The organism is Ellagibacter isourolithinifaciens (genome assembly GCF_008831035.1).
GTDB lineage: Bacteria > Actinomycetota > Coriobacteriia > Coriobacteriales > Eggerthellaceae > Ellagibacter > Ellagibacter isourolithinifaciens.
The window spans coordinates 41,204-66,860 of the sequence record NZ_WAJR01000011.1 but is presented as its reverse complement, the minus strand read 5'-3'; the positions used below and the strand labels follow the sequence as shown (position 1 = coordinate 66,860).

Sequence of the window (25,657 nt, the reverse complement as noted above, 5' to 3'; positions counted from 1 at the left end):
ATTCCCGGCAGGAAGGCGGCGTAGCATGCGCTAGAATGACGGCATTCTAGGTGATTCTCGGCTCCTCGGGCAGCCTGCGGCTACCCTCGAGAACCGAGCTCTACACCAACATTCGGGACACTACCCGCATCGGGGCAAAAGAGGGACGACGAAGGTGGCAAGCGAGGTTCTGAAGAAGGGCGGCGAAGTGACGAGCGAGGTTTGGGGGGAGACGCGCGGCTTCGATTTCGAGGGCATGCGCTTTGGCGTGAAGGCGTGGCGTGCTTCGGCGTCGGGCGCGAGGAAAGGTGGCGCCCTATCGGCCCCGATCGTGCTCGTTCACGGCTTCGCGCAGCAGGCTTCCACCTGGGATAAAGTTGCCTTGTCGCTTTCTCGCGCGGGCGTGGAGTGTTTTGCTTTCGAGCTTGCGGGGCATGGGAAGAGCGCTCGCCCGACGGTTGGCGATGTTCCGGGTCGCGAGGCGTTCGACCTGGACTTTCAGGCGCAGGCGCTCCTTGCTTTCTGCGAAGTCGTGACGCATGTCGCGGGAAGGCTCCCCGTACTGGTCGGCTATTCCATGGGCGGCCGCATTGCGCTCCAGGCGGCGCGCCTTGTTGCGGACGACCTGCGGGACGGCGGCCAGATCGACCGCATTGCGCTCAGAAGCTCCGCAGCCTTCGCTCCATGTGGCCGATCTGGCCGCCTGGACGTGGCTGGGGGCGGTCAGCGGGATACGGCAGCGAATGCGGCGCGGGTGTCCGCTGCTGTTCCCTTCTCCGCCCTCGTGCTTGAAAGCGCGGGCCTCGGGCCTGTCGACAACGCTGCGCGTGAAGCGCTGCGCGAGCGCAACTTCGCGTGGGCCGCGCGCGTGCGGGGCGAAGGAGTGTCCGCTTTCATGTCCTGGTGGGCGGGCCTGCCCTTGTTCGAAAGCCAGCGCAATCTTCCAGTTGACCAGCGAGAACGACTTCGGGCGGGCCGCTTTGCCAACGACGCGGAATCGCTCGCGCTCTCTTTTGAGCAGGCGGGTGCCCACCAGATGCCTTTGCGGTGCGAGTCGATTCGCGCGCTTTGCGAACTTTCTCGGCGCGGTGTCCCAGTTAGCTATTTGGCGGGGAGGCTTGATGCGAAGTACTGCAAGGTCCTTGCCGACCTTCGCGCGGATTCCCACGACGCGGTCTCGTGCCGGGCTGTTCCCTGTGCAGGCCACAACATTCACCTTGAGCAACCCGAAGCGTTCGGCGCGATTCTGGAAGAAGTGGTTGAATCGTGCACTCCCGAACCCGCGGCCCCATGACATACCTCATCGCGGTATGATATAGAAACTTGCGAAACAGGAATCATTCGAAGCGAAAACACAGAACCAAACATTGTCAATCGCCGGCATGGCGTCGTTTTCCCCTGAGTGCGAAATCGGCGTCGTGAAGCCGATGTCTCCGTTGCGGGGCGCGCCAACTGTTTCGCGTCCTGCAACGAATCAACGATATGCCACGAAAGGACAGCTATGGATGACGTAGCTTGGAAATCCGCCAAGCAATATCGGGAAATCAAGTACGAAACCGCTGATGGGATTGCGAAAATCACTATCAATCGCCCCGAACGGCGCAACGCGTTCACCCCGCTCACCGTGACCGAGATGTACGACGCGTTCTCCGTGGCGCGCGATGACGCGTCAATCGGCGTCATCATCCTGACCGGTGCGAACCACGGCGGCCGCCACGAGGACGAGGCGTTCTGCTCGGGCGGCGACCAGAAGATCCGTGGCAACGGCGGCTACGTGGGCGAGGACAACATCCCTCGCTTGAACGTGCTCGACCTGCAGCATCTGATCCGCGTGGTGCCCAAGCCGGTCATTGCCATGGTGAACGGCTACGCCATCGGCGGTGGCCACGTGCTTCATCTTCTGTGCGACCTTTCCATCGCGGCCGAAACCGCCAAGTTTGGCCAGACAGGTCCCAAGGTCGGCAGCTTCGATGCTGGCTACGGCGCGGGGTACCTGGCAAATGTCGTGGGACAGAAGAAGGCGCGCGAGATTTGGTATCTCTGCCGCCAGTACTCCGCCGCCGAAGCGCTCGAGATGGGGCTGGTCAACAAGGTCGTTCCCTTCGAGGAACTCGAGGCTGAATGCGTGTCGTGGGCGCGTGAGATGCTGCAGTTCTCGCCGACGGCGCTGCGTTTCATGAAGGCGAGCTTCAACGCGGCAACCGATGGGCTTGCGGGCATCCAGCAGCTCGCCGGAGACGCCACACTTTTGTACTACACCACCGACGAGGCGAAGGAAGGCCGCGACGCGTTCAAGGAGAAGCGGGCGCCCGACTTCACTCAGTACCCTAAGTTTCCCTAAAGCCAAGCGGCCTCGCGTGTAGCGCGCAAGGTCGCTTCTCATTTCCTTTGTCCGCCTAAGTCGCTGATGCGGCGTCCGAAGAGAAACGTGGTCCGAGCACGCGATGATCAATGCGTTCGAAAGCCTGGTGAGAACAGATCCCGACGGGGTCTTCTTCACGTTCGTTGCGCGCGACGGCTCGGAGCATTCGTGCACCTATCGCCAGGCCAGGCTCACGGCAGCGGCAATCGCCCGTCGCCTGCGGAGCAAGGGGGTCGGGCGCGGCGACTGCGTCTCGGTCGACCTTCCGAACTGCCCGGAGTTCATCTTCCTCGCCCTGGCCGCGGGGTACGGGGCATTCTCGCTCGTCGTGCTGAACAATCGCCTCACATCGGCGGAGAAACTCTCGCGCCTGTTCGATTTGGAGAGCTCGGGAATCCGCGTGGCATGTCGCATTGACGAAGCGCGGGCTGAAATGCTTATGGACCATGTGGCGGACGACCTTGCGGGGGCGTCGCGGCTCCAAAGCGGCAAGCGCGTCATCATGAGCGCCGAGCGCGATGCAGTCTTTGAGGCCACCCATTTTGCGGAAAGAGAATCGCACCTGTTCAACGACAAGGAACGAGCTCTCGTCCTCTTCACGTCGGGTACGACGGGCAAGCCGAAGGCGGTGCCGTCGACCTGGCGCATGCTCACGGCTGCTGCCGAATCGTCCAACGCCGTGCTCTCGGTGCGGGGCCGTGGCATGTGGCAGGTGGCGCTTCCCCTGTACCATATTGGGGGCTTCGAGCAGGTCGTGCGCAGCATCACGAACCGCACGCCGTTTCGCCTCTACGCGCGCTTCGATGCGGCGCGAATCCTGAAGGACGCCGCGCGCGTCGGTTTCACCCATATCTCCGTGGTCGACAAGATGCTGCAGGACATGCTCGCTGTCGAGGGGGGCGGCCCCGCGCTGGCCGCGTATCGCTGTATCCTGCTTGGCGGGGGCGCGCTCAATCCCGCTACCATCGCTCGCGCGCACGAGGCGGGGCTTCGCCTGTATGCGAGCTACGGGATGACCGAAACGTGCAGTCAGGTTGCAAACAGCCTGATAGATGAGTCGTTTACGGGCGGTATGAAGCTTCTGCCCGGCTACCAGGCGCGCATCGTCGAGCCCGATGGGCGCGGTTTCGGGCGCCTGGCGGTGCGTGGGCCGGGCGTGTTGTCGAACTACTTGAACGCGCGTGCTGCCTTCACCGCGGATGGCTTTTTCCTTACCGGCGATGTGGCGGCGCTCCACGAGGGCAAGATCTATGTGAAGGAGCGCACCACCGACATGTTCGTCTCGGGCGGGGAAAACGTCTATCCCGCAGAGATTGCCGACAAGCTCATGGCGATTCCCGGCGTGGCGGACGCCTACGTGTTCGGCGCCCCCGACCCCGTGTGGGGACGGCGCCCCGTGGCGTTCATCGAGCGCACGAGCAAGCCGCCCGAGCGCGGCGGTCGTGATCAGGCTTTCGACAGACTTTCCCCAGTGAAGACAGCGCGCTTTGGTCGCGAGGTGACAAAACCGCAGGTAAGGCGGCATGCCTCGAGGCCGCTCGCCCCCTCTCGGCCGAGCGATCGCGCGTTTGTCGCCTCTGTCCACGGCCAGCTCGAAGGCGTGCTCTCGAAGCTTTATCATCCCAAGCAGATTTTCGTCATGGAAAGCCTGCCGCGTCAGGGCATCGGCAAGATTGACCGCGCTGCCATCGAGCGAATCTACTCGGAATGCCTCGATGTGCGCCGCGTGATCTTGCATCGCGTGCGCATCCCCTTCAAGAAGCCGTTTGTGACGGCGAAAGCGACGCTGGAATTCCGCGAGTCGGTGATCGTTGAGGTCGTCGATGCAAAAGGGCGTGTTGGCCTGGGAGAATGCGTTGCATTTTCCTCTGACTGGTATCTTCCGGAAACAATCGAGCAGGATATAGAGGTGTTGCGCGGCACGCTCGCGCCGAAGGTGATCGGCGAGGTTTTTCTCCATCCAAGGGAGGTTTCCGCCGCATTCGCCTCCATCCCGGGGATGGAGCGCTTCCCGCTTGCTTGCGGCGCGATCGAACCTGCGCTGTGGGACCTTTACGGCAAGATTGTGGGGAAGCCCCTCGGGCGCTTGCTTGCCGAGGAGTACGACGTGATCGAGCGCGCGGCGCATCGCGAGCGGGCGCACGGGAAGACGAGGACACCGTTTGGGAATGCGCGCGAGGCCGCTGTTTCGGCGGGTGCCGTGGTCGGCATGGGCAGCGTGGAGGAAACGCTTGCCTCGGTCTCGCGATGCGTGGAGGCAGGTTATTGCCGCGTGAAGCTCAAGGTTGCTCCTGGTAGCTTGGGCGTTGTCCGCATGATTCGCCAAAAGTACCCGCACTTGTTCATCACGCTCGATGCGAACCAGAGCTTTACGGACCGCTCGATCGCCGAGCTCCGTGCGCTCAATCCGCTCAACGTCGCGTGGATTGAGGAGCCTATCGATTTGACGCCGTGCGGTGGGTCGACCGCCCGGGCTTTCGCGCGGCTGGCAGCATTGCAGAGGACCATCGCCACGCCCATCTGTTTGGATGAGTCGTTCGTGAATGAGCGCGAGGCGTACCAGGCGCTTTCGTATCCTGAGCTGCGGTGCTTCGCAGTGAAAGTCGCGAAATTCGGGGGCGTGGAGGCTGCGCTCAAGTTCATCTTTGCGGCGCGTTCGCGCGGGCGCGAGGTGTGGATGGGCGGCATGTACGACACGGGAATCTCGAAGCGCATGCACGCGGCGTTCCAAACGCTCGACGAAGTGGTGATGCCGGGCGATATCGGGTCGACCTCGCGTTATTTCGACGTTGATGTGACCATGCCCCCTTATACCGCCGAGCGTGGGAAAGTGACGCTGAACCGGGCAGGGTACGAGTTCGGCCTGGGGTGCGGCCTGAGCCCCGAGGCGATTTCGAGTGTGCAGACCGACCGCATCGTGATTGAGTGACGCTGGCGGGGTGTGGCGGGTTGCGGCCGATCTGTGGGCAACCTGTTGGTGGCCAGGCTGGCGATCTATCGCGCCAGCCGCGCGCCGATGGCCCGTCATGCAGCTCCCTTGCAGCTCGTCTGCGCCCCAGACGTTCGCTCACCGCTTCATCTGGCTATCTAGATGAACAAAATGGCAACAAACGCGTTCTCGAATGCGGAATATGCCATACTTCAAGGTTAAAAACGTCGCTTGAAAATAAAACGCGCCCTGAGGAGGTCCGCATACCCGATGTCCATAGCTGCCAGTCTGATTCTTGTCGTCTTCTTCCTTTTGATGAACGCGTTTTTCGTTATCGCGGAATTCGCCATGGTGCGCGTGCGCAAGTCGCAGATCGAACTTGCTTATGACGAGGGAAAACGCGGAGCGAAGAACGCGAAAACCATCACCGAGAACGTCAACGCGTACCTGTCGGCTTGCCAGCTCGGCATCACGCTTGCTTCGCTTGCGCTCGGCTGGTTGGGCGAACCCGCGATTTCGGCGCTCATTCGCCCGCTTTTCGTTCTGATCGGCCTGCCCGATGCCGTCATCTCGGTAATTGCGGTCGCAATCGGGTATTTCCTCATGACGACGTTGCACGTGGTCGTGGGCGAGCTTATCCCCAAATCGTTCGCCATCTTCGCGACGGAGCGCTACGCGCTTATGACGGCGACCCCGCTTCTGTGGTTCTATCGCATCACCTACCCGATTATGCTTATGTTCAATGGCATCACCAACGGCGTCGTGCGGCTGACCGGGCACGATCCGGCCAACGAACACGATGTGTACACGGGCGAGGAGATCAAGCTGCTCATCGACGAGTCCACGGAAAGCGGGCTTATCGAGCCTGAGCAAAACGAGTATGTCGACAACATCTTCGATTTGGGCGACAAGGACGCCGAGGCCATCATGACGCCGCGCATCGAGCTGACCTGCCTCGATATGGAGGACTCGCTTCAAGAAAACCGAGAGCTTGCCGAACGCTACAAGTACACGCGCTACCCGGTGTGCCAGGGGAGCAAAGACCACCTGGTCGGGTTCGTTCACGTGAAGGACCTGTTCATGATGGACGCCGACGCTTCGATGGAGGACCTGCCCATTCGCGAGTTGTACGCGGTGCCCGAGAGCATCCCCATTGCGAAACTTTTGCAGCTGCTGCAGTGCCGTCATACCAAGATCGCCGTGGTCGTTGACGAGCACGGCGGCACGGCGGGCATCGTCACGATGAGCGACATTATGGAGCAGATCGTGGGGCGCGTCGACGACGAGTATAGCCACGGCTTGGCAGACGAGATCGTGAAGGAAGGCGACGGTCGCTACCTGATCGATGGCTCGCTTTCCATCGATGACCTGGAGGACCTGCTCGGCTTCCTTCCTGAGGAAGCGAACGAATGCGAAACGGCGGCAGGCATTTTGCTCGCCGCGTTCGACCGCATCCCCGAAGAGGGGGACACGGTGTCGTTTACCGGCCGCGACGCGAAGGCGACGTTCACAGTGGCCGACATGGATCGCCACCGCGTCGATAAGATTCTCGTGCGCGTGGAGCAGATTCCCCGCGAGGATGCTGAGGAATAGCCTGAGCGTTGGCGGCGGCGGGAGTATTCTCGCCGCCGCTTTGTATGTGGCAGCGAGAATGTGATAGCCTGGCCCCTAAAGGTTCCTAGCGAATGTCCATCCCGATGAATCGCTCGGCGTTGTGCCAGGTCATCTTCTCGAAATCGGCTTTGGAGAAGTCGAGCGACTCGAACATCTCGAACTCTTCTGAGGGATTCCACATGGGGAAGTCCGACCCGAACAGGATGCGGTCGGCACCGTAGATCTCGCAAAGCTCCCGTGTGCGGCGACGCCCCAGAAACTTCTGCGAGCTCGACATGTCGAGGAAGCAGTTTTCGTTTTCCAGATACTCGACAGCCAGGTCGAACACCGACCAGCCGCCGAAGTGCGCCGCGTCAACGACGAGGTTCGGGAACTCGTGCAGGATGCGCTTCATTCGGCGCGGGTGCGAGAAATCGGTTCGGTAGTCGCCGCAGTGCATGACGAGCGGCATGCGGCCCTCGATCAGCTCGTAGATGCGCATGAGTCGATCGTCGTCCATGTTCACCTTCTGCGTGTCGGGATGGAGCTTCATCCCTCGAAGTCCCAGGCCAATCGCACGTTCGATTTCGGCCTCCGGATTGGGATAGTCCTGATGCATCGCCATGAAGCCGACGAAGTTGGGGTGCTTTTTGCATTCTGCCGCGATGAAGTCGTTGATGGACTCGACGTTGGAAGGCTTCGTCGCTACCGAATAGATGATGTGATGCGTGATGGGCGAGCCCTCCACAGCGGCGAGCATTGCGGGGATGGACCCCTCCTTGAACATGGGGTACTGGTAGAAGTCGCCCACGCTTTCAGCGGCGCGGAGCGCGATTTTCTCAGGATATACGTGAACGTGGGCATCGACGACGGTCATGGGGTGGAATCTTCTTTCTAGCTTCTTCTCTGGGTGCTTGCTTGATTGTCCAACTTCTGGGCGCTTCTGTCATCGGTTGATTTTGCGGAAGCGAGGCGCTCAGCGGCTTCGTGGGCCCGTGCGGCAGCGGCGGCGGCACGGGCGGAAGCAGCAGCGGCTTTGGCAGATGCTGCGACCTGGGCTTTCTCTGCGGCTTCGTGCGCTCGCGCGGCTGCCTCGTGGGCGCGGGCTGCAGTGTCTGCTGCCTTTGCCGCCGCAGCGTCGCTAGCGGCTTCGGCGGCGGCACCCGCGGCGCTGCGAGCGGAGGAGGCGGTCTTGGCTGCGAACTTGCCGGCGTCGATCGCGTGGGCGGCCACGTCGGCGGCTGCGTAGGCGGCGCTGTCCGCGGCGCTCGCCACGGCAAGGGCCGCGTCCGAGACGGTGGAACTTGCCGCCTGCGGGGCACGCGCAGGCGCCCCCTCGGCTTCCGTGGGGGCGTCCTCTGTACCCTTTGCGCTTAGGATGAGCATCTGCAAGCGGTTCTCGATGTTCGCGAAGCTGACATCGGGGTCGTAGTCGAGCGGCAGGATGTTCGCCTGGGGGTAGAGCTCCTTCAGGCGCTTGGCGATGCCGCGCCCAACGACGTGATTCGGCAAGCATCCGAACGGCTGCAGGATCAAAAACGACGTGCAGCCGTGGGCGGCGTGATGCAGGATCTCGCCGGGGATGAGCACGCCTTCGCCCGCGTCGAACGTGTGATGGATGATGGGGTCGCTTGCGCGTACTAGGTCGGGCATGCGGCAGGGCGGCTCGTAGAGCGGGTGCGCGCACGCGATGCTGTCGCACACGTTGTGGGCCACGTCGAACACGTTGTCCGCGACCGCGTGCCACGCCTTCTCCTTGAGGGGGCGCGTGACGCGGTACTCCTTTTCCTGCGCGTGCTGGTAGAAGTACGTCTTCCTGATAACGTCGGTCATGCGCGCCTCGATGACTTCGAGTCCGTTGCGCTCCAGGTACAGCTCGACGTCGTGATTGGCGCCGGGGTGGAAGTTCAGCAGGTACTCGCCGACGATGAGCACCTGCGGCTTGCGGTGCGTGCGGTCGTAAGGAACCTTCTTCATCACGTCGATGGCCTGGGTAAATCCACGTTTAAGGGAGCGAAGCGACTTGCCGCGCAAGCCTTCCATCAGCAAGTCGAGCGCCTCGTCGAAGGCACGATCGGCACAGCCCGGCTCGGTCTCGTAGGGGCGCATCTTGCGCAGCAGCTCTTCAAGCGCATCGATCATCGGCAGCGTGAAGGCGACTTTCAAAGCCGAGCGCACGTTCATCTTGAACCCAGGGTGCACGTTGTGGAAGTCGACGTCATCATTCGTGATGATAGGGACCTGCGGATAACCGGCGTCGTCGAGCGCCTTGCGAAGGAGCGCCTCGTAGTGTGTGAGGCGGCAGTCGCCAATGTACTTGCCAGTGCCGACAGCGACCTTGTCGGGGTCGTACTTCCCGCTGCGAAGCGCGGCGAGCGCCTCGCCGATGACGATTTGCGCGGGGAAGCAGATGTCGTTGTGCACGTATTGTTTGCCCAGGCGGATGGCCTCTTCGCGCCCAATTTCAAGCGGGACGGTCCGCAGCCCTTGGCTCTCGAAGGCGACTGCCATCAAACGGCAGAATGCATGCGAGGTGTTCGGGATGAGGACCACCTTGTCCTGGCGGTCGGCTTTCGTGAATTTCTGCGGATAGGGATCGGGCAGCTCGCGGGAGTGCTTTCTCGTTCGCGGAGCGGGGGCCGAGGCGGCTTGCGCGGTAGTCGGAGTTTTCGCGGAGGTCTCGGGGGCCGCGACGGGGGCGGATGCTGGTGTGGCTGCTGCAGCGGAGGTCAGCGCGGACGGGGCGATTGCTCCCGCGGCAGGCGGCGCGGCAACTTCCCGATCGCTCGTCTTCTCGTTCCCGGCCTTTTTCCTTCGCAGGCGGATGGTCTCGATGAACGAGCGCACGCGGATGCGCAGCGGCCCTTGGATGTCGCTCTCATCGACCTTCAGGATGAGGGGCGCTTTGGGCCCGGCGAGGTGCATGAGGCGGATGATCTCGTCGGAGAGGTAGGCGTCGTGGCCGCAGCCGAAGCTCACGAGCTGGACGTATTCCAGATTCGGGCTTCCCGCGGCGATCACGGCGGAGCCCAGCATGCGCGCGTGGAAGTTGTTCACCACGTCGAGGCGGCTTCTCGAAAGGTCGACCTCGTTCACGTGGGGCACCGCATCAGCGCAGACCACGGGGATGCCGAGCTCGGTGAAGGCGCGCGGCAGCTCGTGGTTGACCAAGTCGTCGTTCTGGTACGGCCTGCTTGCGAGCACGACGGCGAAGGAGCCTTCACGTTCCACCTGGTCGCAAATGCGCTCGCCTTCCCGCGCAAGCTCGGCCTTGAACGTCTTTTGCGCGGCGTCGGCCGCATCGATTGCCTGGCGCACGCTTGCGGTGTCGAGGGAGAACTCGCGTGTGAGGTACTCGGTGAGCTGACGGTCGCGGTCTTTTTGCGAGAGCCAGTGGAACAGCGGCGCGTCGAAGGGGATGCCGAAGCGCTTCTCGGGGTTGTCCGAATTGCGCATGACGATGGGGTAGCCCTTCACCACCGCGCACATCGATTGGCTTGTTTTCGAGGTGTTTTCCGAGGTCACCGTTGTAACAGAGGGCATGAAGATGCGGTCGACCCCCTGGTCGGCCAAATCGCGCACGTGTCCGTGGACAAGTTTAGCGGGGAAGCACACGGTGTCTGAGGACACGGCCGAGAGCCCGCGCTCGTACATGGCGCGCGTGCTCGGGCGCGACAGTTTCACCGTGAAGCCGAGCGAGCGGAACAGCGTCGTCCAGAAGGGGGCGTATTCCCACATCGAGAGGACGCGGGGCATGCCGATGACCGTGTTTTGCGGCGCAGGGCCGGGCGCACAGGGCCAGTCGCGGAAGAGGAGCTTCTCGCGGACGTCGAACAGGTTCGGCACGCTGTCGACGGCGGCGGCGATGCGTTTAACCTGTTCGCGGATGGATTTATTTTTCGGATCGCCCACCACCTCGCCGCGCGGGCAGCGGTTGCCCGTCACCCACGAGTCGCCGTTCGCGAAGGTGATGCGCGTGCGGTTGCAGTGGTTCGCGCAGAAGGGGCAGATGAGGTTAGACTCCTGCGTATACGAGAAGGCGTCGAGCGCATCGAGGGAGAAGGCGTTCGCGTGTACGGGCTCGCGCCCCCCGCTGGTCGCGTTCTCGCTCGTCACGTTCGCGGTCTCCAAGCTTGCCGCGACCTCGCCCCTCTCGCGGTGGGCGCCTTCCAGATGCTCTTGCGTGAGCAGCGCGATGCCGATAGCACCCATGAGCCCTGGGTAGGGCGCGCGCGTGACCTCGCGACCGATGTGCTGCTCGAGCGCGCGCAGCACGGCGTCGTTTAAGAACGTGCCGCCCTGCACGACGACCTTCTTGCCGAGGCTTTCGAGGTTCGATACGCGGATGACCTTGGTGAACGCGTTCTCGATGATCGAGCGGCACAGGCCAGCCATAATGTCGGCGGGCGTCTTCCCGCAGCGCTGTTCGGACACGATGCTGCTCGTCATGAACACGGTGCAGCGACTGCCGAGCACGGCGGGATTGGCCGAGGAGAACGCGGCCTGTGCGATGCCTTCCACGGGGATGTTAAGTGAGGATGCGAAGTTTTCAAGAAACGATCCGCAGCCCGATGAGCAGGCCTCGTTCACGACGATGTCGGTGATGATGCCGCCATCGAGCCAAAGGGCCTTCATGTCCTGTCCGCCGATGTCCAACACGAAACTCGCATCGGGCACGCACGCTTCCGCCGCGCGGGCATGCGCCACGGTTTCGACCGTGTGGTAATCGGCGCCGAAGGCTTTCGCGAACATGAGCTCGCCGTAGCCAGTGGTTCCCACGCCCAGGATGTCGAGCGTGGCACCCGCTGCGCGATAGCGGTCGCGCAGTGCGATGAGTGCCGTACGGGCGACGTCGAGAGGCTCGCCCTCGTTGGGAGCGTAAAACGAGTCGACAAGCTTCCCATCGGGGGAAACGAGTGCGAACTTGGTAGTGGTGGAGCCTGAATCGATACCCAGGTAGGCGCGCACCGTCGAACCAGGGGCTGGGTCGGGTGGCGTTTGCGGGGCGAGCGCATGCGAGGTTTTCCATGCGGCGCGCTCTTCGGGCGATGCGAAATATGCCGTCCCGCGCGTGCTGGGGGCGGGGCTCGCCGCGGCCTTGTCGAGAGTGTCGGCTGCATCGAGGAGGTCTGCGACAAGGCAGTTCTCGTTGTCCGCGAACAGCTCGTCGGCTGCAAGGGCTGCGCCCAAAGCGACGATGGTCTCGGGATTTTGGGGAATCACGATGTCGTCGTCGGCAAGCTCCAGGCGCTCAGCGAACACGCGCACGAGCGTCGGGTTGAAGGTTAGCGGGCCGCCCTCGAAGATGACGGGCGGATGGATGTCGAGGCCCTGCGCCAAGCCGCCGATCGTCTGCTTGGCGATGGCATGAAACGACGACAGCGCCAGGTCCTCCTTCGAAACTCCCTGGTTGAGCAGGGGCTGGATGTCGGTCTTCGCGTAAACGCCGCAGCGGCCCGATACCTGGTGGACCGATTGCCCGCGCGCGGCGAGCTCGTCGAACTGCTCGACAGGCACCTTCAAAAGCGCGGCCATCTCGTCGATGAAGGCGCCCGTTCCGCCGGCGCACGAGCCGTTCATGCGCATATCGGCCACGGTGGTGGCACCCGACTTCTCGTCGCGCTCGAAGAACACCATCTTCGCGTCCTGGCCGCCGAGCTCGATTGCGCAGCGCACGTTCTCGTGGTCGCGGCGCACGGCAAGCGAGTTCGCAACGACTTCCTGCACGAAGGGCACGTCGAGGACGTCGGCGATGGTAGTGCCGCCCGACCCGCACGCCACCAGGCGAAACGCGCACTCGGGGAATTCTTTCGCAACGGTGCGCAGGAGGGTGGCGACCGTTTCCACCTGATGCGCGTTGTGGCGCACGTAGCGCGAGAAGAGCACGCGCTGCGCGAGCGGGTCGAACACCACGGCTTTCGCGGTGGTGGATCCGACGTCGATTCCCAAATGGTAAGTGCTAGCTATCATTGATTCCCACGTTTCACAAGGTCGGCGTAGAGCGACATGGTTTGGAAGCGTTCGCTCATAAACTCGTCGCTGTAGTTTTCTGCAAAGTATGACTGAAGTGGCGTCTCGATGGGGTTGCCATTCTGCCGTTCGTACCAGTAATTGAAGCTGAGGACGGTCATCACGATGTTCGCGATCATGTACGCGCAGAGGATGGCCGTGAGCGGCTTGCGGACGCTTTTCGGGATGTCCTCGATGATACGCAGCATGGGTGGCAGGCCGATCCGCATCCAGGCGAGGCCGGCGAACCCCCAGACGATTGCGATGCCGAGGCAGGTGTGTCCTCCCAGGTTGAAGGGCTGGTCAGCGTAGCTCCACGCGACGATTCCGAAGAATGTCTCCCAAAACCAGCCGGCGATAAACTCGAAGCCTGCGCCGACGAAGCCCGCGCAGATTCCCATGGCGAGCGCGCTTTTGTCGCGCAGGTTCCACAGCGCCATGGTGATGAGCATGCCGCCGACGCCGTAGATAGGGGAAAACGGGCCCCAGACCAGGCCCGCGCGGTCTTTCCAGATGCCGTCGATGGGGTAGCTCACGATGGTCTCGACGACGAGGCCGACGACGCTGCAGATGACGAAAATCCAGAAAAGATGGAAGAAGGTGAGCTTTTCGGGGAGGGGCCTGGCGCGGCGTGCCATGCGATGGGAGGGAAGCGCGTGGACGTGCGGATGCGCGGAACCGTCCGTGCTGCGATGGTTCGCATCGGCCATTCGCCCTTGCTCCTTTCCCCAGATAGATGACTCGTTCGCTCTGTTTGCAGAGTTTCTATTATAGGCTCCACACCTGCGGAATAAGAGGCGTTTTTTCTTACAGCACTTCCTTTTTGGTGAAAGATTGATGATTGTGGCGAATTTGTGATACGGAAAGTAATACTTGCACTCAAATAGTGGGGAGGGTAATATTCCTTCTTGCAGCTTTTCCCATTGTGAAAAGGCGCCTTACATACATTGCGGGGTGGAGCAGTCTGGTCAGCTCGTCGGGCTCATAACCCGAAGGTCGGTGGTTCAAATCCGCCCCCCGCGACCAAAATCAAGTCCCTGACCTGCGAAAACGGTCAGGGATTTTTTATTGCGGGGGAATTTTCCGGTCGAAAAAGTTTACCCCACGGCCTGTTTTTTCACCCTCTGGAAGGGGTCCGGAAGCCGTCCGAATCGCGGTTCCCGGGCCCCTTTTATCTTTCGGCTTATAGGACAAAATGTGTGTCTCATTTAGGGGTATCGGCGCAGGTCGATGCCCCTTTCTCGTTCGTTTAAATTCGTCGGCCCTATTTAAGCACTCGGACAAAATGTGTGTCCTCGCGCTCGCCGTTCCTCCAGATGGGTAGCCTTTTTCGGAAACGTTAAAAACCTTTCGGGAGGGGTGCGCCATGAAGGCGGTCAAATGCGCTTGCTGCGGCGGGTCGATGAAAAGGAACGGCAAGACCTCGTCGGGGGCCCAGAGATGGAGGTGCGCCGCGTGCGGCGCTTCGGCCACCGTGCGCTACGACGACGCGGCCGCCCGCCTCGAGGAGTTCCTGTCGTGGTTGCTGTCGAAGGGCACGCAGCTCGAGATGCCGGGCGCCGGCCGGACCTTCAGGCGCAGGACCTCGGAGTTCTGGGAGGTTTGGCCCATGCCCGTGCCCGACGGGGAGCTCCACCGCGTCCTCTTCGTCGACGGGATCTGGCTCGCGGAGCGCCTGGTCGTGCTGATCTGCTGCAGCGGCGAGCGCGTCGTCTCGTGGTACAGTCCCGGACCCCCGCCACGAGTGGGAGCCCGAGGTGCGCGGCGAGCGCCCCCGCGACGCCTGCCGCGTCGCGGGCGTCCCCCATGACGACGACGTCCGCGACGCCGGCCGCCTCGACGACTTGGGCGAGAGCCTCGGCGGTCTGCCTGTCGTCCGGGCTCGGCGCTCACGGCGCGCGATGCCCCCCGGGCCATCGCCCAGCTCACGTCGCCTGATCCGATGGTCGCGCCCACGACCTCGCCCCCGGTCGCCTCCGCGAGTCCGCGTGCGCAGGCGATTGCGGCGGCGTCGTCGTCGCTCGCCACGAGCCTGTCGCGGCGGAGCTTGGTCGTCCCGCCGTCGTACACGAATATCTCCTCGGGGTCGCGCCCCCATTTGTACACAAGCGTCACGTTCACGCCTGGGCCTCCTTTCCTCCGCGGCGGCCGGGCGCTAGGCCGCGCCCGGCCGCGAGTCGTCTGCTAACCCCAGATGATGAAATGGTCGCCCGTGTAGCGGTAGCGCTCGGTCGCAGGACCGGTGCTCTTGCCGATGATGAGCACGACCTCGGGGATGTAGCGCTCGAGGTCGATTCCGAACAGATCGGTGAGCAGCTCGGGGTCCCATGCGTCCATGACGGAGGTGTCGAGCCCGTGCGCGCGGCAGATGCACTGCAGCATCATCGACGCCTGGCCCGCCTGGAAGTTGATGGACTTGTCAAGGTATGAGCCGTCGCCCGCGGTGAGCTCCTCGTACTACTCGTAGGTGACCGGGACCATCATCTCGGGATAGTCTGGGACGATGGTGATCTCGTTCTGGTACAGCTCGTCGAATCCCTCGATCCACTTGCGGTCGGCGAACACGACTACGGCGAACGAGCACGAGGTGGTGCGGTCGCGGTCGAACGGTGGGCGCATGATGGAGTTGATCTTCTTCTTGCCCTCGTCCGAGTCGATGACGAGGAACTTGTAGGGCTGCGTGTTCACCGCCGAGGGGGTGAACACGTTCATCTCCGAGAAGATCTCGACGATCTCCTCGCGGTCGACCTTGAAGTCGGGGTTCATGAAGCGCGTCGCGCGTCTGCCGAACACCACGTCGATGAAGTCGTTGTTGCGGATGTTGCTCTTGGGTAGGTCCTTGCCGATCATGTCTTCGCCTTTCTCGAGGTTGTGCGCCCGGCGCGTCCGGGCGACTCCGATAAGGCGATGGTAGGCGGTCGGCGGAGGCGGTGCCCGACAACCTCGGCGCATGCGAGCAGACAACGTGGATGTCGCCTAGGCGACAATCGGCAGGTCAGTGCGGATACGGCACGTGCCCCGGGCTCAGCGAAGGAGCTCGGGCTCAGCGAGGGCGACCTCGCGCACGAGACTCGTCACCGTCGTACGCGAGAGGCCGGTCAGCCTTGCGATCTGCTCGTGCGTCAGGTGGTCGATGCCGTTGTGAGCGCAGTGCTTCAGCACGAAGCGGACCGCATCGTACGCCGAGGAGCTGCCGACCCCGATGAGGTACGCGACGATGTGCGCGTTGAGGTCTTGCAGGTTGTCGTAGCTCGCGCGCAGGAAGCCCGGGTCGTCGAGCAGCGCGTCGATCTCCCCCTTGTCGAAGAACGCGAGGGTCGTCATGGTGATGAAATCGAGGTCGGTGTCGTAGTCGACGCCCTCCGAAAAGGAGACGTCGACAAGGTTGACCTCCCTGCTCTCGTCGGGATGGAGGGGTGACGACGAAATCGCCCTGTCGGTAGACGAAGCTCGTGCGGAAGCGTTTCGCCAGGCACAGCCCCTCGACCACGAGGAAGTGCCTGTAGAAGTTCATGGTCGCCTTCGAGTTAGCGGCGTACGTGGGCTTCGTGCACGCCTGGCAGAGCCGCCTGCGGGTATCCGGGTCGAGCGACGAGCAGAATCTGTTCTCGTAGCAGCGCAAAGGACTTCCTTCGGATGAGTGACTGTGCTTGCGCATATTATCCCACTAAAAGATTGATATTGGGAACACTCGAGATATTGCGCGGTTATCGGCGTATCCCGCTACTAGCGGGGGATCGCTAACCCAACCCGCGTCGCTGCATTTCGCCTATCGGCGGCAGCGAAAGGGGCTCATTCCCCCTGTCCGAAACTTCCCCGGACCCAACCGCGGGGCGCTCGGGGCGGACCCCGTCCATCCGCCCCGATACGCCGCACGCGATGTGGATTCCATGGTTAATGAACATAGAGAACCTTAGCGGACCCAAGGCGTTTCGCGCGACTTGCCGCATGTCTCCCCGGCTTGTAAAAAACCTTGTTATTGAAGCGAAGCATCCGCATTCGAGCATGGCGGTGCCGCTGGAAGCAAAGACAGGAGGTATATCGATGCAAGAACTGAACGCCTCGCCTGAGGGCGCGGGCAAGATCGCGAATCCCTATTACATCTGAACACGAGAGCGGAACGCTCGTCCTCCTGAAGGGCTTCTACAACGTCAGGGAGGTCGCAGCGCTCTTGCACTGGAGCAGGGGTCGTGTCTACACGATGGCTGAAAGGAAGGTGGATCCATTGCCGATCAGGCGCTTTGAGGGCAGGAAGAGGAACTATCTCATCCAGCGCGAGAAGGCCGCCCGCCCTCAGCCTCGGTTGCGGCTCGACGAGCCACGCGTCCATTCTCCCCATCCGGCCACTCCTTGCGACAGCGCTCTATCCTAGCCTACCCGGAATGCGTGCGCAACGCTCGGCCGACGGTCAACGCACCGCCACGAACGCTCACGTTGCGCTACTTTGCGCTTTTCCACGGCAACGCGCGTTAAAGAAGGCGGCGGCACGCCCTCTGGCTATGCCGCCGCCTTCTGTAGGAGGGGAACGCCCCGTTAGCCCGGACCGCAGGGCCCCTAGCACCCGCGCGGGTCCACGTTGTACGCGGGATTGAACGCGTTGGGCTCGACGAGCTCGCCATACAGGTTCGGCCTGCGGTCGCGCAGGAGGTCAGTGCCGCCCATCGACAGCATGCGAGCCTCGACGATCTCCCGCTGCACGTCCATCTCGCCGACCACCATCTCCTCGCCGTAGCCCCCGCACGCGATGACCTTGCCCGCGGTGGCGCCCAGGATCATGCTGTGTCCCTCGAGGTACTGCCCGCACAGCGTGGAGACAACGATGGGCACCATATTCTCCGCGGCGCGCGCCTTCTGGAACAGCATATACTCGGTGTGGCCGCTCGCGTCGTCGGTGCCAGTGACGTTCGGCCATCCCGTGACCGAGATAAGCAGCTCGGCGCCCTTGTTGGCCAGGATGCGCGTCACCTCGGGGAAGCACATGTCGTAGCAGACGTACAGCCCGACCTTGCCCAGCGCGGTGTCGAACACCGGGAACTCTGTGCCGGGGAAGTGGTAGAAGCCCTCCGTCAGCACGAGGTGGGTCTTGCGGTACCTGCCCACGAAGCCCTCCGGCCCCACAAGCACGCACGCGTTGTGGTACGCGAAGTCGCGCTCGGGGTCGCGCTCGGCCATGCCCCAGCAGATGTACATGTCGTGCTTCTTGGCCAGCTCGATGAACATCTGGGTCGACTCGCCCTCGGGCACGAGTTCGGAATTCGAGTAGATGCCCAGCTTGTCCTGCGCGCTCACCGCCACGAACCCTGCCTCGCCGATGCCCGTAAGCGCCTCCTCGGGAAACACGACCAGATTGCATCCCTGCGCGCCCGCTTGCTCGATGAAGTCGACCATCTTGGCGCGGTTGGCCTGCTTGTCCATCGAAGTCTCGAAGTTTACCGTCGCGATTTTCGTCATGCTCATTGTCTTCCCCTTTTCTCTCTTTTCTCTATGCTTGTTCCTGATTTCCTGTCCAAATGAACGTTACTGGTCACCTGCCTTCATGGGCGAATTTGCGAAGTCGGGCGCAGCCGGCTTGCCCTTCGAGACGCCAATGTAGAGCAGATTCAACGCCAATCCGATAACCATGATGACTGCCAGAATGTACCCACCCACTGCCCAGGAGCCGGTGCCGGCAATGGCGTAAAGAACAATGGGGCTGCCGATGAAAATGCCAAGGCTATAGAACAGCGTCATGAGCGCAATACCGTAGCTGATTTGCAGGGGGTTTTCGACATCGCGCGGGATAAGGTAGTTGCACGCCGTGTAAATCAAGCCAGGGAATGCCGCGATTACCAGAGTGTGCACAACGAACAGGGGCGGGGTCAGATTCGTCATGAACGCACAGGCGACGATGATGAACACGAACGAAACCGCCATGAACACGGGGGCCCGCTTTGGCCCAAGCTTATCGACGACGAATCCGCCGATTACGCAGAAGGGGATGCTGAACAAATTGTTCAGGCTGCTATAGAGCGTGGCCCCTGCCTGATCAACTCCGTATACCGTCATGAATAGGGACGGATAATTGTTCAAAAAGAAGTAGAGCACGAAACCCAAGGTCAACGCAAGGAAGCAGAGCAGCATGACGCGCTGATTCTTCAGAATCGGGGTAAGCGATGCCTTCGGGAGGTTCCCGCCGCCTCCCTGCGCTGGAGCAGGGGCCTCTTTCACAACGACAACAAACAGAACCGTCAGAAGCGCTGCCACGATTGCAGCGAGCCACCAAGCACTGGCAAGCCCATAAGCACTGGTGAGCGGGTATACGCAGTTGAGTGCGACAATCGATCCTATCGAGATGAACGACATGAAAATGCCAGTGAAAAGACCGGTATTCCTATCAGGAAACCACATGTTTATGAACACGATGCCCGCAATGGCGACAAAGGCGAATGCGCAGCCTTCCACGACTCGGCTGAAAAGCAGTATGGCGAAGCTTTCGATTCCAAACGCGCCGATTACGTTGCCGCACACCATGAGCAGCATGACAACCACCCAGACCTTCTTCGGGCCGAATTTGGCTATCAGGCCCCCGGCAGGTATGGCAAGGACTATGGCTGCAACGGTGAAAACCGACATAAGCCACGACACCTGCTCAAAAGCAATGCCGAGGCCTTCGGTGATTGGCCCGAGGATAGGCACAATCTTGAATTGGCTCAGGGCCAATGCCGCCGCGCAGAAATACATCACGAAAAACATGAGATAACGGTTCTTCATCAGCTGATCTCCTTTCAAGTCTCATGTCAGGCTTCAGAGGCAACGGGAATCGGATCCAAAGCAGGCGGCAATCTTGCTTCTCTTTTAGCCGCTACTGAGTTGATTCCCATTGCCGTCCTTCCCGTATCGAGTATAGAAAGGGCGGCATGGCTCTGGCGTAGCCGATGATTTGCGCATACAGGCAAAGGAAATCTGCCATGACCAACCACATGGCCAGCCGGCTGCCGTTTTCCATGACGGGGCCCACGGGCTCCTGCCATCACGACAACCAAGTGGCGCACAAGAGTCGTGGGGCCTTTGACACGCAACGTCCCTGTGCAGATAATACGGTAGAAGACGTTTCAGCCGCACCATGAAGAGGAGCATCGCATGGAAACGCAGCAGTTGGAATTCGTGCTGGCCGTAATGAAAACGGGCAGTTTCACCCAAGCCGCCAAGAGGTGCTTCACAAGTCGGCAAAACATCGCACATGCCGTGAAATCCGTCGAACGCGAATTTGGGGTCGAGCTCTTCTGGCGCGAGGGCAAGAACCTGAAACTCACCGATGACGGGAAGGCCTTTTCTGAAAAGGCGCAGGCTGCAATCAACCTGCTTGACGACATGCACGATATAGCAAACGAAAACAGGCGCTCACTCCAGCCGATTGGCGTTATCGTATCCACAGCGCTCCTAAGCGCCTTGCCCGCCGATGCTTCAGGGGTGTTCTTCGATTATCCGGGCGGCATACGAATCAGCGAGTCTGGCTATCAGGACTGCGTGGAAAGCGTATGCGCCGGCCTTGCGGACGGCGCTTTCGTCGTCGGAATGAACCGCAACTTCAACATGTGCGATTCGCTTCGCATAGCCACGATACCGGTTTATGCTTGGACTGCCCGCTCTTCTTCGCTTGCAACCGAAAAGGCACTTAAGCTCGAAATGCTTGGCGGGCAGAGGCTGCTCTTGGTATCAGACGATAAATTGCAATACGGGTCGCTGATGCAATCCCTTCAGAACAGCGGCATCCACAATGTAAGATTCAGCACGATAAACGGGGTAGAACTTGCCGAGAAAATCGTCGGTGCAGACGAAGGAATTGGCTTGGTATCCGAGGTCTTTGCCCAATGCGTACCCGAAGGAACCGTGGCGATTCCGCTCGACAATCCGTGCCTTAGCTGGCAGGTGTACGCTTTGTACCAGGCATCGGCCAAGTCGGCCCAACGCTTCCTCGCGCTCGCCCGAAACCTGAAATCGCGCATGTCAAGCCCCTCGCTGGATTAAACCCCACCAGCGCACTCGACAGGGCATGAAGATCGACCCCTCTTCCTCATTTCACGCCGGAAAGAGGCATGGACGAGCGCAGCAGGGCAACCCATGCGATGATTGCCATGAGCATTCCGCCTGCCATGAGCCAGCCGACCGCGTTCACGTAACCGGAGAAGACGGGCGCCATCACCGCGAACATGCCGATGACGCCGGTGAAGGTCCGGGTAAAGTTGATGAGCGCCGAAGCCGAGCCCGTGTCGCCCTCCTGCTGCGCGAGCAGCACCGCCACGGCATAGGGGCGCACGGAGGCCTCGAAGAACGCGAACACGACGAACAGGCCGCAGAAGACGAAAGTGCCCATTTGCCCGAACACGAGAATGCAAACTCCGACGATCGCCGACACGACAAGGGCTGCGGAGGTGTAGCCTCGCCTGCTCATGCGCCGCGAGATGCGCAGCCACGCGAAGCACCCCGCGCTCATCGTGGGCGCCCCTTACGGCGGCGTGAAGGAGCAGGGCCCTTGCGTCTACGCGAACGAGCTCGCGCAGCGCGGCTTCGTAGTGCTGACCTTCGACCAGGTGCACATGGGCGAGTCGGGCGGTGAGCCGCGCAACATCTCGAGCCCCGATTTGTTCGCGGAGAGCTTCAGCGCAGCGGTGGACTACCTGGGCGTGAAGGTGCCTTGCGTGGACCGCGAGCGAATCGGCGCCATCGGCATCTGCGGCAGCGGCGGCTTCGCTCTTTCGGCCGCACAGGTAGATGTGCGTATCAAAGCCGTTGCCACGACGTCGATGTACGATATCACTGACGTACGCGGCATGTTCGGCGACAACCCTGACATGCTCGAGGACATGAAGCGCCAGCTGGCCGAGCACCGTTGGGCCGACTTCGAGGCGGGGAAGCAAGAATACGTGCCGTCCTTCCCGGGAGAGCCGTATCCATCCGTCGAGGCTCTGCCCGAAACCGACCCGCTCACCAATGAGTGGCAGCGCTTCTGCGCCGTGCCGCGCGGCCATCATCCCAATGCGCTCGGCGGGTTCACGATGACCTCGAACCTGGCCATGCTGAACTTCCCGGCACTTGCCTACATCACCGAGATTGCACCGCGGCCGATACTGTTCGTCGTAGGCGATCGTGCCCATTCGCGCGCGTTTTCCGAGAAAGCCTACGCTGCGGCCGCGGAGCCCAAGGAGCTTTTCGTGGTCGACGACGCCGAGCACATCGACCTGTACGACCGCACAGACCGCATCCCCTTCGACAAGCTCGAGGCATTCTTCAAGGAGAGCCTGAAGTAGGACGATGGGAAAGGACAGCCTCGTCATGAAGGGAACCACTGCCGTTATGGCCATCGTTCTCGCCGCAGCGTTCGGGTTGGTAGGATGCGGGTCCGCGCAAGGCCAGGCATCATCGGCCTCTACGGACGCAAGCGCGTCGTCCCTGGGCCCCGGGCAGGCGGCCGTCGCCTCCTCCGGAGATGTCGACCAAAAGGGCGATTTCACCTACGAGCAGCGTGAGCTATGGGTGGACAACGGGGGCGAGCAGATCTACGGAGTCGCATATGTGCCCGAGGGGGAGGGGCAAAAGCCGCTCGTCGTGTTCTCGCACGGGCTTGGCAACGACCACTCTGCGGGCGCGCCGTACGCCGAGGTTCTCGCCTCGCACGGTTTTGCGGTGCACACGTTCGACTTCCGCGGGGGAAGCGCGCATCAGAACCGCAGCGACGGCTCATCGACGAGCATGTCGGCCATGACCGAGGTCTCCGATTTGGAAGCCGTCATCGAGGCGGCCAAGGACTGGGACTTCGTAGACTCGTCCGCAATCGTGGCCGTCGGCGAGAGCCAGGGCGGATGCGTTTCGGCGGTCTACGCCGCCGACCATGCCGACGAGCTTGCTGGGTTGGTACTGCTCTACCCGGCGCTTTCGATCTCCGACGACATCCATGCGCAGTTCGCATCGGTTGCAGACGTACCCGATACCTACGGGCTGTTCGGCGGTTGGATGACGGTTGGGCGCAACTACGCAGCTGACATGTGGGACTACGATATGTTCGCGCGTATCGGCGCCTATCCCGGAAAGGTGCTCGTGCTGCACGGCGACGCGGATTCGGTCGTCGACGTGTCGTACTCCGAGCGCGCGTCGCAGGTGTATCCTGACTGCGAGCTGCATGTCATTTCCGGTGCAGGGCATGGTTTCACGGGCGAGAACTTCGAGGAGGCGTGCGGATACATCGTCGCCTACCTCGATGGCTTGCAGAGTTAGGGAAAGAGCTCGACATGGGATACATGACGCGCAGGACGTTCGTGGAGCTCGGAGCGATTGCAGGGGGCTTTGCTGCCTTGTCGGGGCTCGCCGGGTGCGGCAGCACTTCGCAGGCGTCGCCTGTCAGTTTGGCGGCCAGTTCATTTGCGGAAAGCGCGGAAAGTGTGGAAAGCGCTTCGTCCTCTTCTGCTTCGTCCTCGTCCGCCTCTTCGGCCCCTACCTCCTCTGAAGCGCCGCAGGTCTACTTCACGCGCGCGCTCGATAGCGCGGGGTTGCAGGCCGTGTTCGCCGCCATCGGGCGGGAACTCGGCTCCGGCAAGATCGGCGTAAAGCTCTCGAGCGGCGAGCCGGGCGGCAACCACTACCTGAAGGGCGACCTCATCGCTGACCTGGTCCACGCGGTCGGCGGCACCATCGTCGAGTGCAACACGGCCTACGGCGGCGGGCGCTCTTCTATCGCGGCACACTACCAGGTGGCGGCCGACCACGGCTTCACCGCCATAGCCGACTTTCAGATCATGGACGAGGCAGGATCGCTCTCCCTACCGGTGGTGGGAGGCCTGCACCTGTCTGAAGACCTGGTGGGTGCGGCGTTTTCCGACTACGACGGGTTCCTGGTTCTCTAGCACTTCAAGGGCCATATGATGGCCGGCTTCGGCGGGGCGCTCAAAAATATCTCCATCGGCATGGCGTCGCGCGAGGGCAAGTGCCTCATCCACTCGGCGGGCGCGACCAGCGAAAGCTGGCGGAGCGCGGCGACCCCGGATTTCCTGGAGTCGATGGCCGACGCGTGCAAGGCGGTGCTGGCCGCGCAGCCGAACATGCTGTTCGTCAACGTCATGAACAACCTGTCGGTCGACTGCGACTGCGACTCCAATCCCGCGCCGCCGAAGATGGCCGACATCGGGATTTTGGCCTCGGCCGACCCAGTGGCGCTCGACCAGGCGTGCGTCGACCTCGTGTACGCGAGCGAAGACGACAGCGCCGACCTTATCAAGCGCATGGAGAGCCGCGACGGCGTGCATGTGCTCGAGGCGGCCGAGTCGCTCGGCGTGGGCAGCCGCGCCTACGAGTTGGTAGAGATAGGCTAGTCGGGAAAGGCTGGGTATTCGTATGAAGAGGGCAATCGTCGTCGTGGCACTGGCTGGGTTGTTGGCGCTCGCGGGGTGCGCACAGGCGCAGAACTCGGCGTCATCGACGGCAGGTGGTAGCAGTTCGTCGTCTGCGTCTTCGAGCCAAGCTGAAGTCGGGTCGGGGTCGAGTGCTACGGGCGCTTCGCCTGCTGCCTCGCCCGCTGTTGCCACCAGCGCCGAATCCGAGGAAGCTGTCATCGTCATCACCGCAGGTGACGCCTCGTTCGAGATGACGCCCGCCGACACCGACGCCGCGCGCGATCTCGTCGGCAAGCTGCAGGACGGCCCGGTTACGGTGAGCCTGCATGCGTATGGCGGCTTCGAGCACGTGGGACCGCTTCCGTGGTCCCTGCCCCAGAATGACGAACAGGTCACCACCATTCCCGGTGACGTCATGCTCTACCAAGGCGACCGGATCACGATATTCCACGGTTCGAACAGCTGGGCTTACACGCCGCTCGGCCACATCGAGGGCGCCACAGCCGACTCGCTGCTCGCGGCTTTCGGCGACGGCGACGCGGACGTCACGCTGTCGATAGCGGGCAATTGATCGGCGCTGACCCAGGATCCCACAACTAAAAGCGAAAGGCTTGGTTTATGTACGAAGACGGACAGGAACTCACGCAAGAGCAGATCAGCTACTTCCTCGAGCGCATGGACAGCGGGGAGGAAGTCGAGGCCGGCTCGGATGTCCACCAGCTCATGACGGCTGCCTCCGAGCGGGCCATGCGCATCACGTCGCGCATGAATGCCGAGTTCAACAGCCTATCCGACACGCGCGAGCAGCTCGAGCGGCTGTTCATGCGCCCGCTTCCGCAAGGCGTGGGGCTGTTTCCGCCTTTCACGACCGACTGCGGGCTGAACACGCACCTGGGCGAGGGCGTGTTCATCAACGCCGGCTGCCGCTTCCAGGACCAGGGCGGCATATACATCGGCGACCGCGCGCTCATCGGGCACAATTGCGTCATCGCCACGCTGAACCACGACATGGATCCGGCCAAGCGTGCGAATCTGATTCCCGCGCCCGTGCGCATCGGCGCCGACGCGTGGCTCGGGTCGAACGTTACCGTGCTACCCGGCGTGACCATCGGCGAGGGCGCGGTCGTGGCGGCGGGCGCGGTCGTGACCCGCGACGTCGCGCCACGCACGGTGGTCGGCGGCGTTCCCGCCAAGTTGATCAAGGAGCTGTAGGCCGGCGCCTTCTCCGAGGCGACCATTAGGAGCGTTTGCGTGAGCGCTCTCCAGAATGGCCGTTTCCGATGGTTTCGCACAAACACTGCTAGGGGAGAATCGAAAACGCCGATTTCGAGCAATCGGGGGGAATTCGGGGGGGGGGAAGCTAGAGAACACGTCCCACGAGAGCCGATGGAACGAAATAGAAAAATCGGGCTTTATCTGGGA

21 protein-coding genes, 1 tRNA gene and 3 pseudogenes are annotated in these 25,657 nt (G+C 62.2%); 14 read left to right on the top strand and 11 right to left on the bottom strand.

The window, feature by feature from the left end; genetic code table 11:
- Positions 1-154: 154 nt before the first annotated feature.
- From F8C90_RS06080 to F8C90_RS06065, 4 genes are all read left to right on the top strand, one after another.
- The gene (locus F8C90_RS06080) at positions 155-1,273 is read left to right on the top strand and encodes an alpha/beta fold hydrolase (RefSeq protein WP_158049559.1); all 1,119 of its coding nucleotides are present in this window, start codon (positions 155-157) and stop codon (positions 1,271-1,273) included.
- 207 nt (positions 1,274-1,480) lie between these two features.
- The gene (gene menB, locus F8C90_RS06075; RefSeq protein WP_158049558.1) at positions 1,481-2,320 is read left to right on the top strand and encodes a 1,4-dihydroxy-2-naphthoyl-CoA synthase; all 840 of its coding nucleotides are present in this window, start codon (positions 1,481-1,483) and stop codon (positions 2,318-2,320) included.
- Between the two features lie 127 nt (positions 2,321-2,447).
- Positions 2,448-5,270, top strand: coding sequence for an o-succinylbenzoate synthase (gene menC / locus F8C90_RS06070; RefSeq protein WP_246155815.1), 2,823 nt, complete (start codon positions 2,448-2,450; stop codon positions 5,268-5,270).
- Positions 5,271-5,540: 270 nt separating this feature from the next.
- Positions 5,541-6,863, top strand: coding sequence for a hemolysin family protein (locus F8C90_RS06065; RefSeq protein WP_158049556.1), 1,323 nt, complete (start codon positions 5,541-5,543; stop codon positions 6,861-6,863).
- Positions 6,864-6,948: 85 nt separating this feature from the next.
- On the opposite strand, the gene F8C90_RS06060 is transcribed toward F8C90_RS06065, so the two are convergent.
- Genes F8C90_RS06060 through F8C90_RS06040 form a run of 3 tightly spaced genes read right to left on the bottom strand, consistent with a single transcriptional unit; the run spans position 6,949 to position 13,582 of the window.
- Entirely contained in the window at positions 6,949-7,740 is a 792-nt protein-coding gene (locus tag F8C90_RS06060; RefSeq protein WP_158049555.1) for an amidohydrolase family protein, read from the bottom strand.
- 17 nt (positions 7,741-7,757) lie between these two features.
- Complete coding sequence (locus F8C90_RS11235; protein ID WP_246155813.1) at positions 7,758-12,833, bottom strand: acyl-CoA dehydratase activase; 5,076 nt, start codon at positions 12,831-12,833, stop codon at positions 7,758-7,760.
- Complete coding sequence (locus tag F8C90_RS06040; protein WP_158049554.1) at positions 12,830-13,582, bottom strand: putative ABC transporter permease; 753 nt, start codon at positions 13,580-13,582, stop codon at positions 12,830-12,832. Before F8C90_RS06040 ends, F8C90_RS11235 begins: the two co-directional genes overlap by 4 nt.
- Positions 13,583-13,820: 238 nt before the next feature.
- Here F8C90_RS06040 and F8C90_RS06035 point away from each other — a divergent pair.
- Together F8C90_RS06035 and F8C90_RS11415 are read left to right on the top strand one after the other, a co-directional pair.
- Positions 13,821-13,898 (top strand) — tRNA-Met (locus F8C90_RS06035).
- Between the two features lie 340 nt (positions 13,899-14,238).
- Positions 14,239-14,334, top strand: a pseudogene (locus F8C90_RS11415) (IS1/IS1595 family N-terminal zinc-binding domain-containing protein); the annotation flags it as partial.
- 17 nt (positions 14,335-14,351) lie between these two features.
- Here the strand turns inward: F8C90_RS11415 and F8C90_RS11305 are convergent.
- The 5 genes and pseudogenes from F8C90_RS11305 to F8C90_RS06015 form a co-directional block, all read right to left on the bottom strand.
- The gene (locus F8C90_RS11305) at positions 14,352-14,483 is read right to left on the bottom strand and encodes a hypothetical protein (protein WP_281350321.1); all 132 of its coding nucleotides are present in this window, start codon (positions 14,481-14,483) and stop codon (positions 14,352-14,354) included.
- Positions 14,444-14,740 (bottom strand): annotated as a pseudogene (locus tag F8C90_RS11410) (hypothetical protein); the annotation flags it as partial. The gene F8C90_RS11305 and the pseudogene F8C90_RS11410, both read right to left, overlap by 40 nt.
- 316 nt (positions 14,741-15,056) lie before the next feature.
- Positions 15,057-15,257: a nitroreductase family protein gene (locus F8C90_RS06025; RefSeq protein WP_158049553.1), complete on the bottom strand. Its 201-nt coding sequence runs from the start codon at positions 15,255-15,257 to the stop codon at positions 15,057-15,059.
- Between the two features lie 72 nt (positions 15,258-15,329).
- Complete coding sequence (locus F8C90_RS06020; protein ID WP_170264568.1) at positions 15,330-15,722, bottom strand: nitroreductase family protein; 393 nt, start codon at positions 15,720-15,722, stop codon at positions 15,330-15,332.
- Between the two features lie 174 nt (positions 15,723-15,896).
- Positions 15,897-16,196, bottom strand: a complete 300-nt coding sequence (locus F8C90_RS06015; protein ID WP_158049551.1) for a cyclic nucleotide-binding domain-containing protein — start codon at positions 16,194-16,196, stop codon at positions 15,897-15,899.
- A 573-nt stretch (positions 16,197-16,769) separates the two neighbouring features.
- Between F8C90_RS06015 and F8C90_RS06010 the strand changes: the two genes are divergently transcribed.
- Positions 16,770-16,979, top strand: coding sequence for a hypothetical protein (locus tag F8C90_RS06010; RefSeq protein WP_158049550.1), 210 nt, complete (start codon positions 16,770-16,772; stop codon positions 16,977-16,979).
- 447 nt (positions 16,980-17,426) lie between these two features.
- On the opposite strand, the gene F8C90_RS06005 is transcribed toward F8C90_RS06010, so the two are convergent.
- Together F8C90_RS06005 and F8C90_RS06000 are read right to left on the bottom strand one after the other, a co-directional pair.
- Positions 17,427-18,329, bottom strand: coding sequence for a carbon-nitrogen hydrolase family protein (locus tag F8C90_RS06005; protein ID WP_158049549.1), 903 nt, complete (start codon positions 18,327-18,329; stop codon positions 17,427-17,429).
- Positions 18,330-18,389: 60 nt separating this feature from the next.
- A complete protein-coding gene (locus F8C90_RS06000; protein ID WP_158049548.1) occupies positions 18,390-19,622 on the bottom strand; it encodes an MFS transporter in 1,233 nt (410 codons plus the stop codon).
- 369 nt (positions 19,623-19,991) lie between these two features.
- Here F8C90_RS06000 and F8C90_RS05995 point away from each other — a divergent pair, with 369 nt between their 5' ends.
- Positions 19,992-20,879 (top strand): LysR family transcriptional regulator, encoded by an 888-nt coding sequence (locus tag F8C90_RS05995; RefSeq protein WP_158049547.1) that lies wholly within the window; start codon positions 19,992-19,994, stop codon positions 20,877-20,879.
- A gap of 46 nt (positions 20,880-20,925) precedes the next feature.
- Here the strand turns inward: F8C90_RS05995 and F8C90_RS05990 are convergent, their stop codons facing one another.
- Positions 20,926-21,303 carry a hypothetical protein gene (locus tag F8C90_RS05990; RefSeq protein ID WP_158049546.1) on the bottom strand — a complete coding sequence of 126 codons (378 nt, stop codon included), beginning with the start codon at positions 21,301-21,303 and terminating at the stop codon, positions 20,926-20,928.
- Between F8C90_RS05990 and F8C90_RS05985 the strand changes: the two genes are divergently transcribed.
- The 6 genes and pseudogenes from F8C90_RS05985 to F8C90_RS05965 all read left to right on the top strand — a co-directional run bounded on the left by F8C90_RS05985 (position 21,302) and on the right by F8C90_RS05965 (position 25,447).
- Positions 21,302-22,159, top strand: a complete 858-nt coding sequence (locus F8C90_RS05985; protein ID WP_211361044.1) for an alpha/beta hydrolase — start codon at positions 21,302-21,304, stop codon at positions 22,157-22,159. The two genes, F8C90_RS05990 and F8C90_RS05985, sit on opposite strands and share 2 nt — an antisense overlap.
- 4 nt (positions 22,160-22,163) lie before the next feature.
- Positions 22,164-23,123, top strand: coding sequence for an alpha/beta hydrolase family protein (locus tag F8C90_RS05980; RefSeq protein WP_158049545.1), 960 nt, complete (start codon positions 22,164-22,166; stop codon positions 23,121-23,123).
- 14 nt (positions 23,124-23,137) lie between these two features.
- Positions 23,138-23,749, top strand: a complete 612-nt coding sequence (locus F8C90_RS11140) for a hypothetical protein (protein ID WP_211361043.1) — start codon at positions 23,138-23,140, stop codon at positions 23,747-23,749.
- Between the two features lie 12 nt (positions 23,750-23,761).
- Positions 23,762-24,214 (top strand): annotated as a pseudogene (locus F8C90_RS11135) (DUF362 domain-containing protein); the annotation flags it as partial.
- A 22-nt stretch (positions 24,215-24,236) separates the two neighbouring features.
- Positions 24,237-24,806 (top strand): cyclophilin-like fold protein, encoded by a 570-nt coding sequence (locus F8C90_RS05970; RefSeq protein ID WP_158049544.1) that lies wholly within the window; start codon positions 24,237-24,239, stop codon positions 24,804-24,806.
- Between the two features lie 47 nt (positions 24,807-24,853).
- A complete protein-coding gene (locus F8C90_RS05965; RefSeq protein ID WP_158049543.1) occupies positions 24,854-25,447 on the top strand; it encodes a DapH/DapD/GlmU-related protein in 594 nt (197 codons plus the stop codon).
- The last annotated feature ends 210 nt before the right edge of the window (positions 25,448-25,657 follow it).

Excerpts from the sequence above, each read along its gene's own strand:
- menB (WP_158049558.1), top strand. The coding sequence starts at position 1,481 with ATGGATGACGTAGCTTGGAAATCCGCCAAGCAATATCGGGAAATCAAG.
- F8C90_RS06065 (WP_158049556.1), top strand. The coding sequence starts at position 5,541 with ATGTCCATAGCTGCCAGTCTGATTCTTGTCGTCTTCTTCCTTTTGATG.
- F8C90_RS06060 (WP_158049555.1), bottom strand. The coding sequence starts at position 7,740 with ATGACCGTCGTCGATGCCCACGTTCACGTATATCCTGAGAAAATCGCG.
- F8C90_RS11235 (WP_246155813.1), bottom strand. The coding sequence starts at position 12,833 with ATGATAGCTAGCACTTACCATTTGGGAATCGACGTCGGATCCACCACC.
- F8C90_RS06040 (WP_158049554.1), bottom strand. The coding sequence starts at position 13,582 with ATGGCCGATGCGAACCATCGCAGCACGGACGGTTCCGCGCATCCGCAC.
- F8C90_RS11305 (WP_281350321.1), bottom strand. The coding sequence starts at position 14,483 with ATGGGCCAAACCTCCCAGAACTCCGAGGTCCTGCGCCTGAAGGTCCGG.
- F8C90_RS06025 (WP_158049553.1), bottom strand. The coding sequence starts at position 15,257 with ATGATGCTGCAGTGCATCTGCCGCGCGCACGGGCTCGACACCTCCGTC.
- F8C90_RS06020 (WP_170264568.1), bottom strand. The coding sequence starts at position 15,722 with ATGATCGGCAAGGACCTACCCAAGAGCAACATCCGCAACAACGACTTC.
- F8C90_RS06015 (WP_158049551.1), bottom strand. The coding sequence starts at position 16,196 with ATGACGACCCTCGCGTTCTTCGACAAGGGGGAGATCGACGCGCTGCTC.
- F8C90_RS06010 (WP_158049550.1), top strand. The coding sequence starts at position 16,770 with ATGAACATAGAGAACCTTAGCGGACCCAAGGCGTTTCGCGCGACTTGC.
- F8C90_RS06005 (WP_158049549.1), bottom strand. The coding sequence starts at position 18,329 with ATGAGCATGACGAAAATCGCGACGGTAAACTTCGAGACTTCGATGGAC.
- F8C90_RS06000 (WP_158049548.1), bottom strand. The coding sequence starts at position 19,622 with ATGAAGAACCGTTATCTCATGTTTTTCGTGATGTATTTCTGCGCGGCG.
- F8C90_RS05995 (WP_158049547.1), top strand. The coding sequence starts at position 19,992 with ATGGAAACGCAGCAGTTGGAATTCGTGCTGGCCGTAATGAAAACGGGC.
- F8C90_RS05985 (WP_211361044.1), top strand. The coding sequence starts at position 21,302 with ATGCGCCGCGAGATGCGCAGCCACGCGAAGCACCCCGCGCTCATCGTG.
- F8C90_RS05990 (WP_158049546.1), bottom strand. The coding sequence starts at position 21,303 with ATGAGCAGGCGAGGCTACACCTCCGCAGCCCTTGTCGTGTCGGCGATC.
- F8C90_RS05980 (WP_158049545.1), top strand. The coding sequence starts at position 22,164 with ATGGGAAAGGACAGCCTCGTCATGAAGGGAACCACTGCCGTTATGGCC.
- F8C90_RS11140 (WP_211361043.1), top strand. The coding sequence starts at position 23,138 with ATGGGATACATGACGCGCAGGACGTTCGTGGAGCTCGGAGCGATTGCA.
- F8C90_RS05970 (WP_158049544.1), top strand. The coding sequence starts at position 24,237 with ATGAAGAGGGCAATCGTCGTCGTGGCACTGGCTGGGTTGTTGGCGCTC.
- F8C90_RS05965 (WP_158049543.1), top strand. The coding sequence starts at position 24,854 with ATGTACGAAGACGGACAGGAACTCACGCAAGAGCAGATCAGCTACTTC.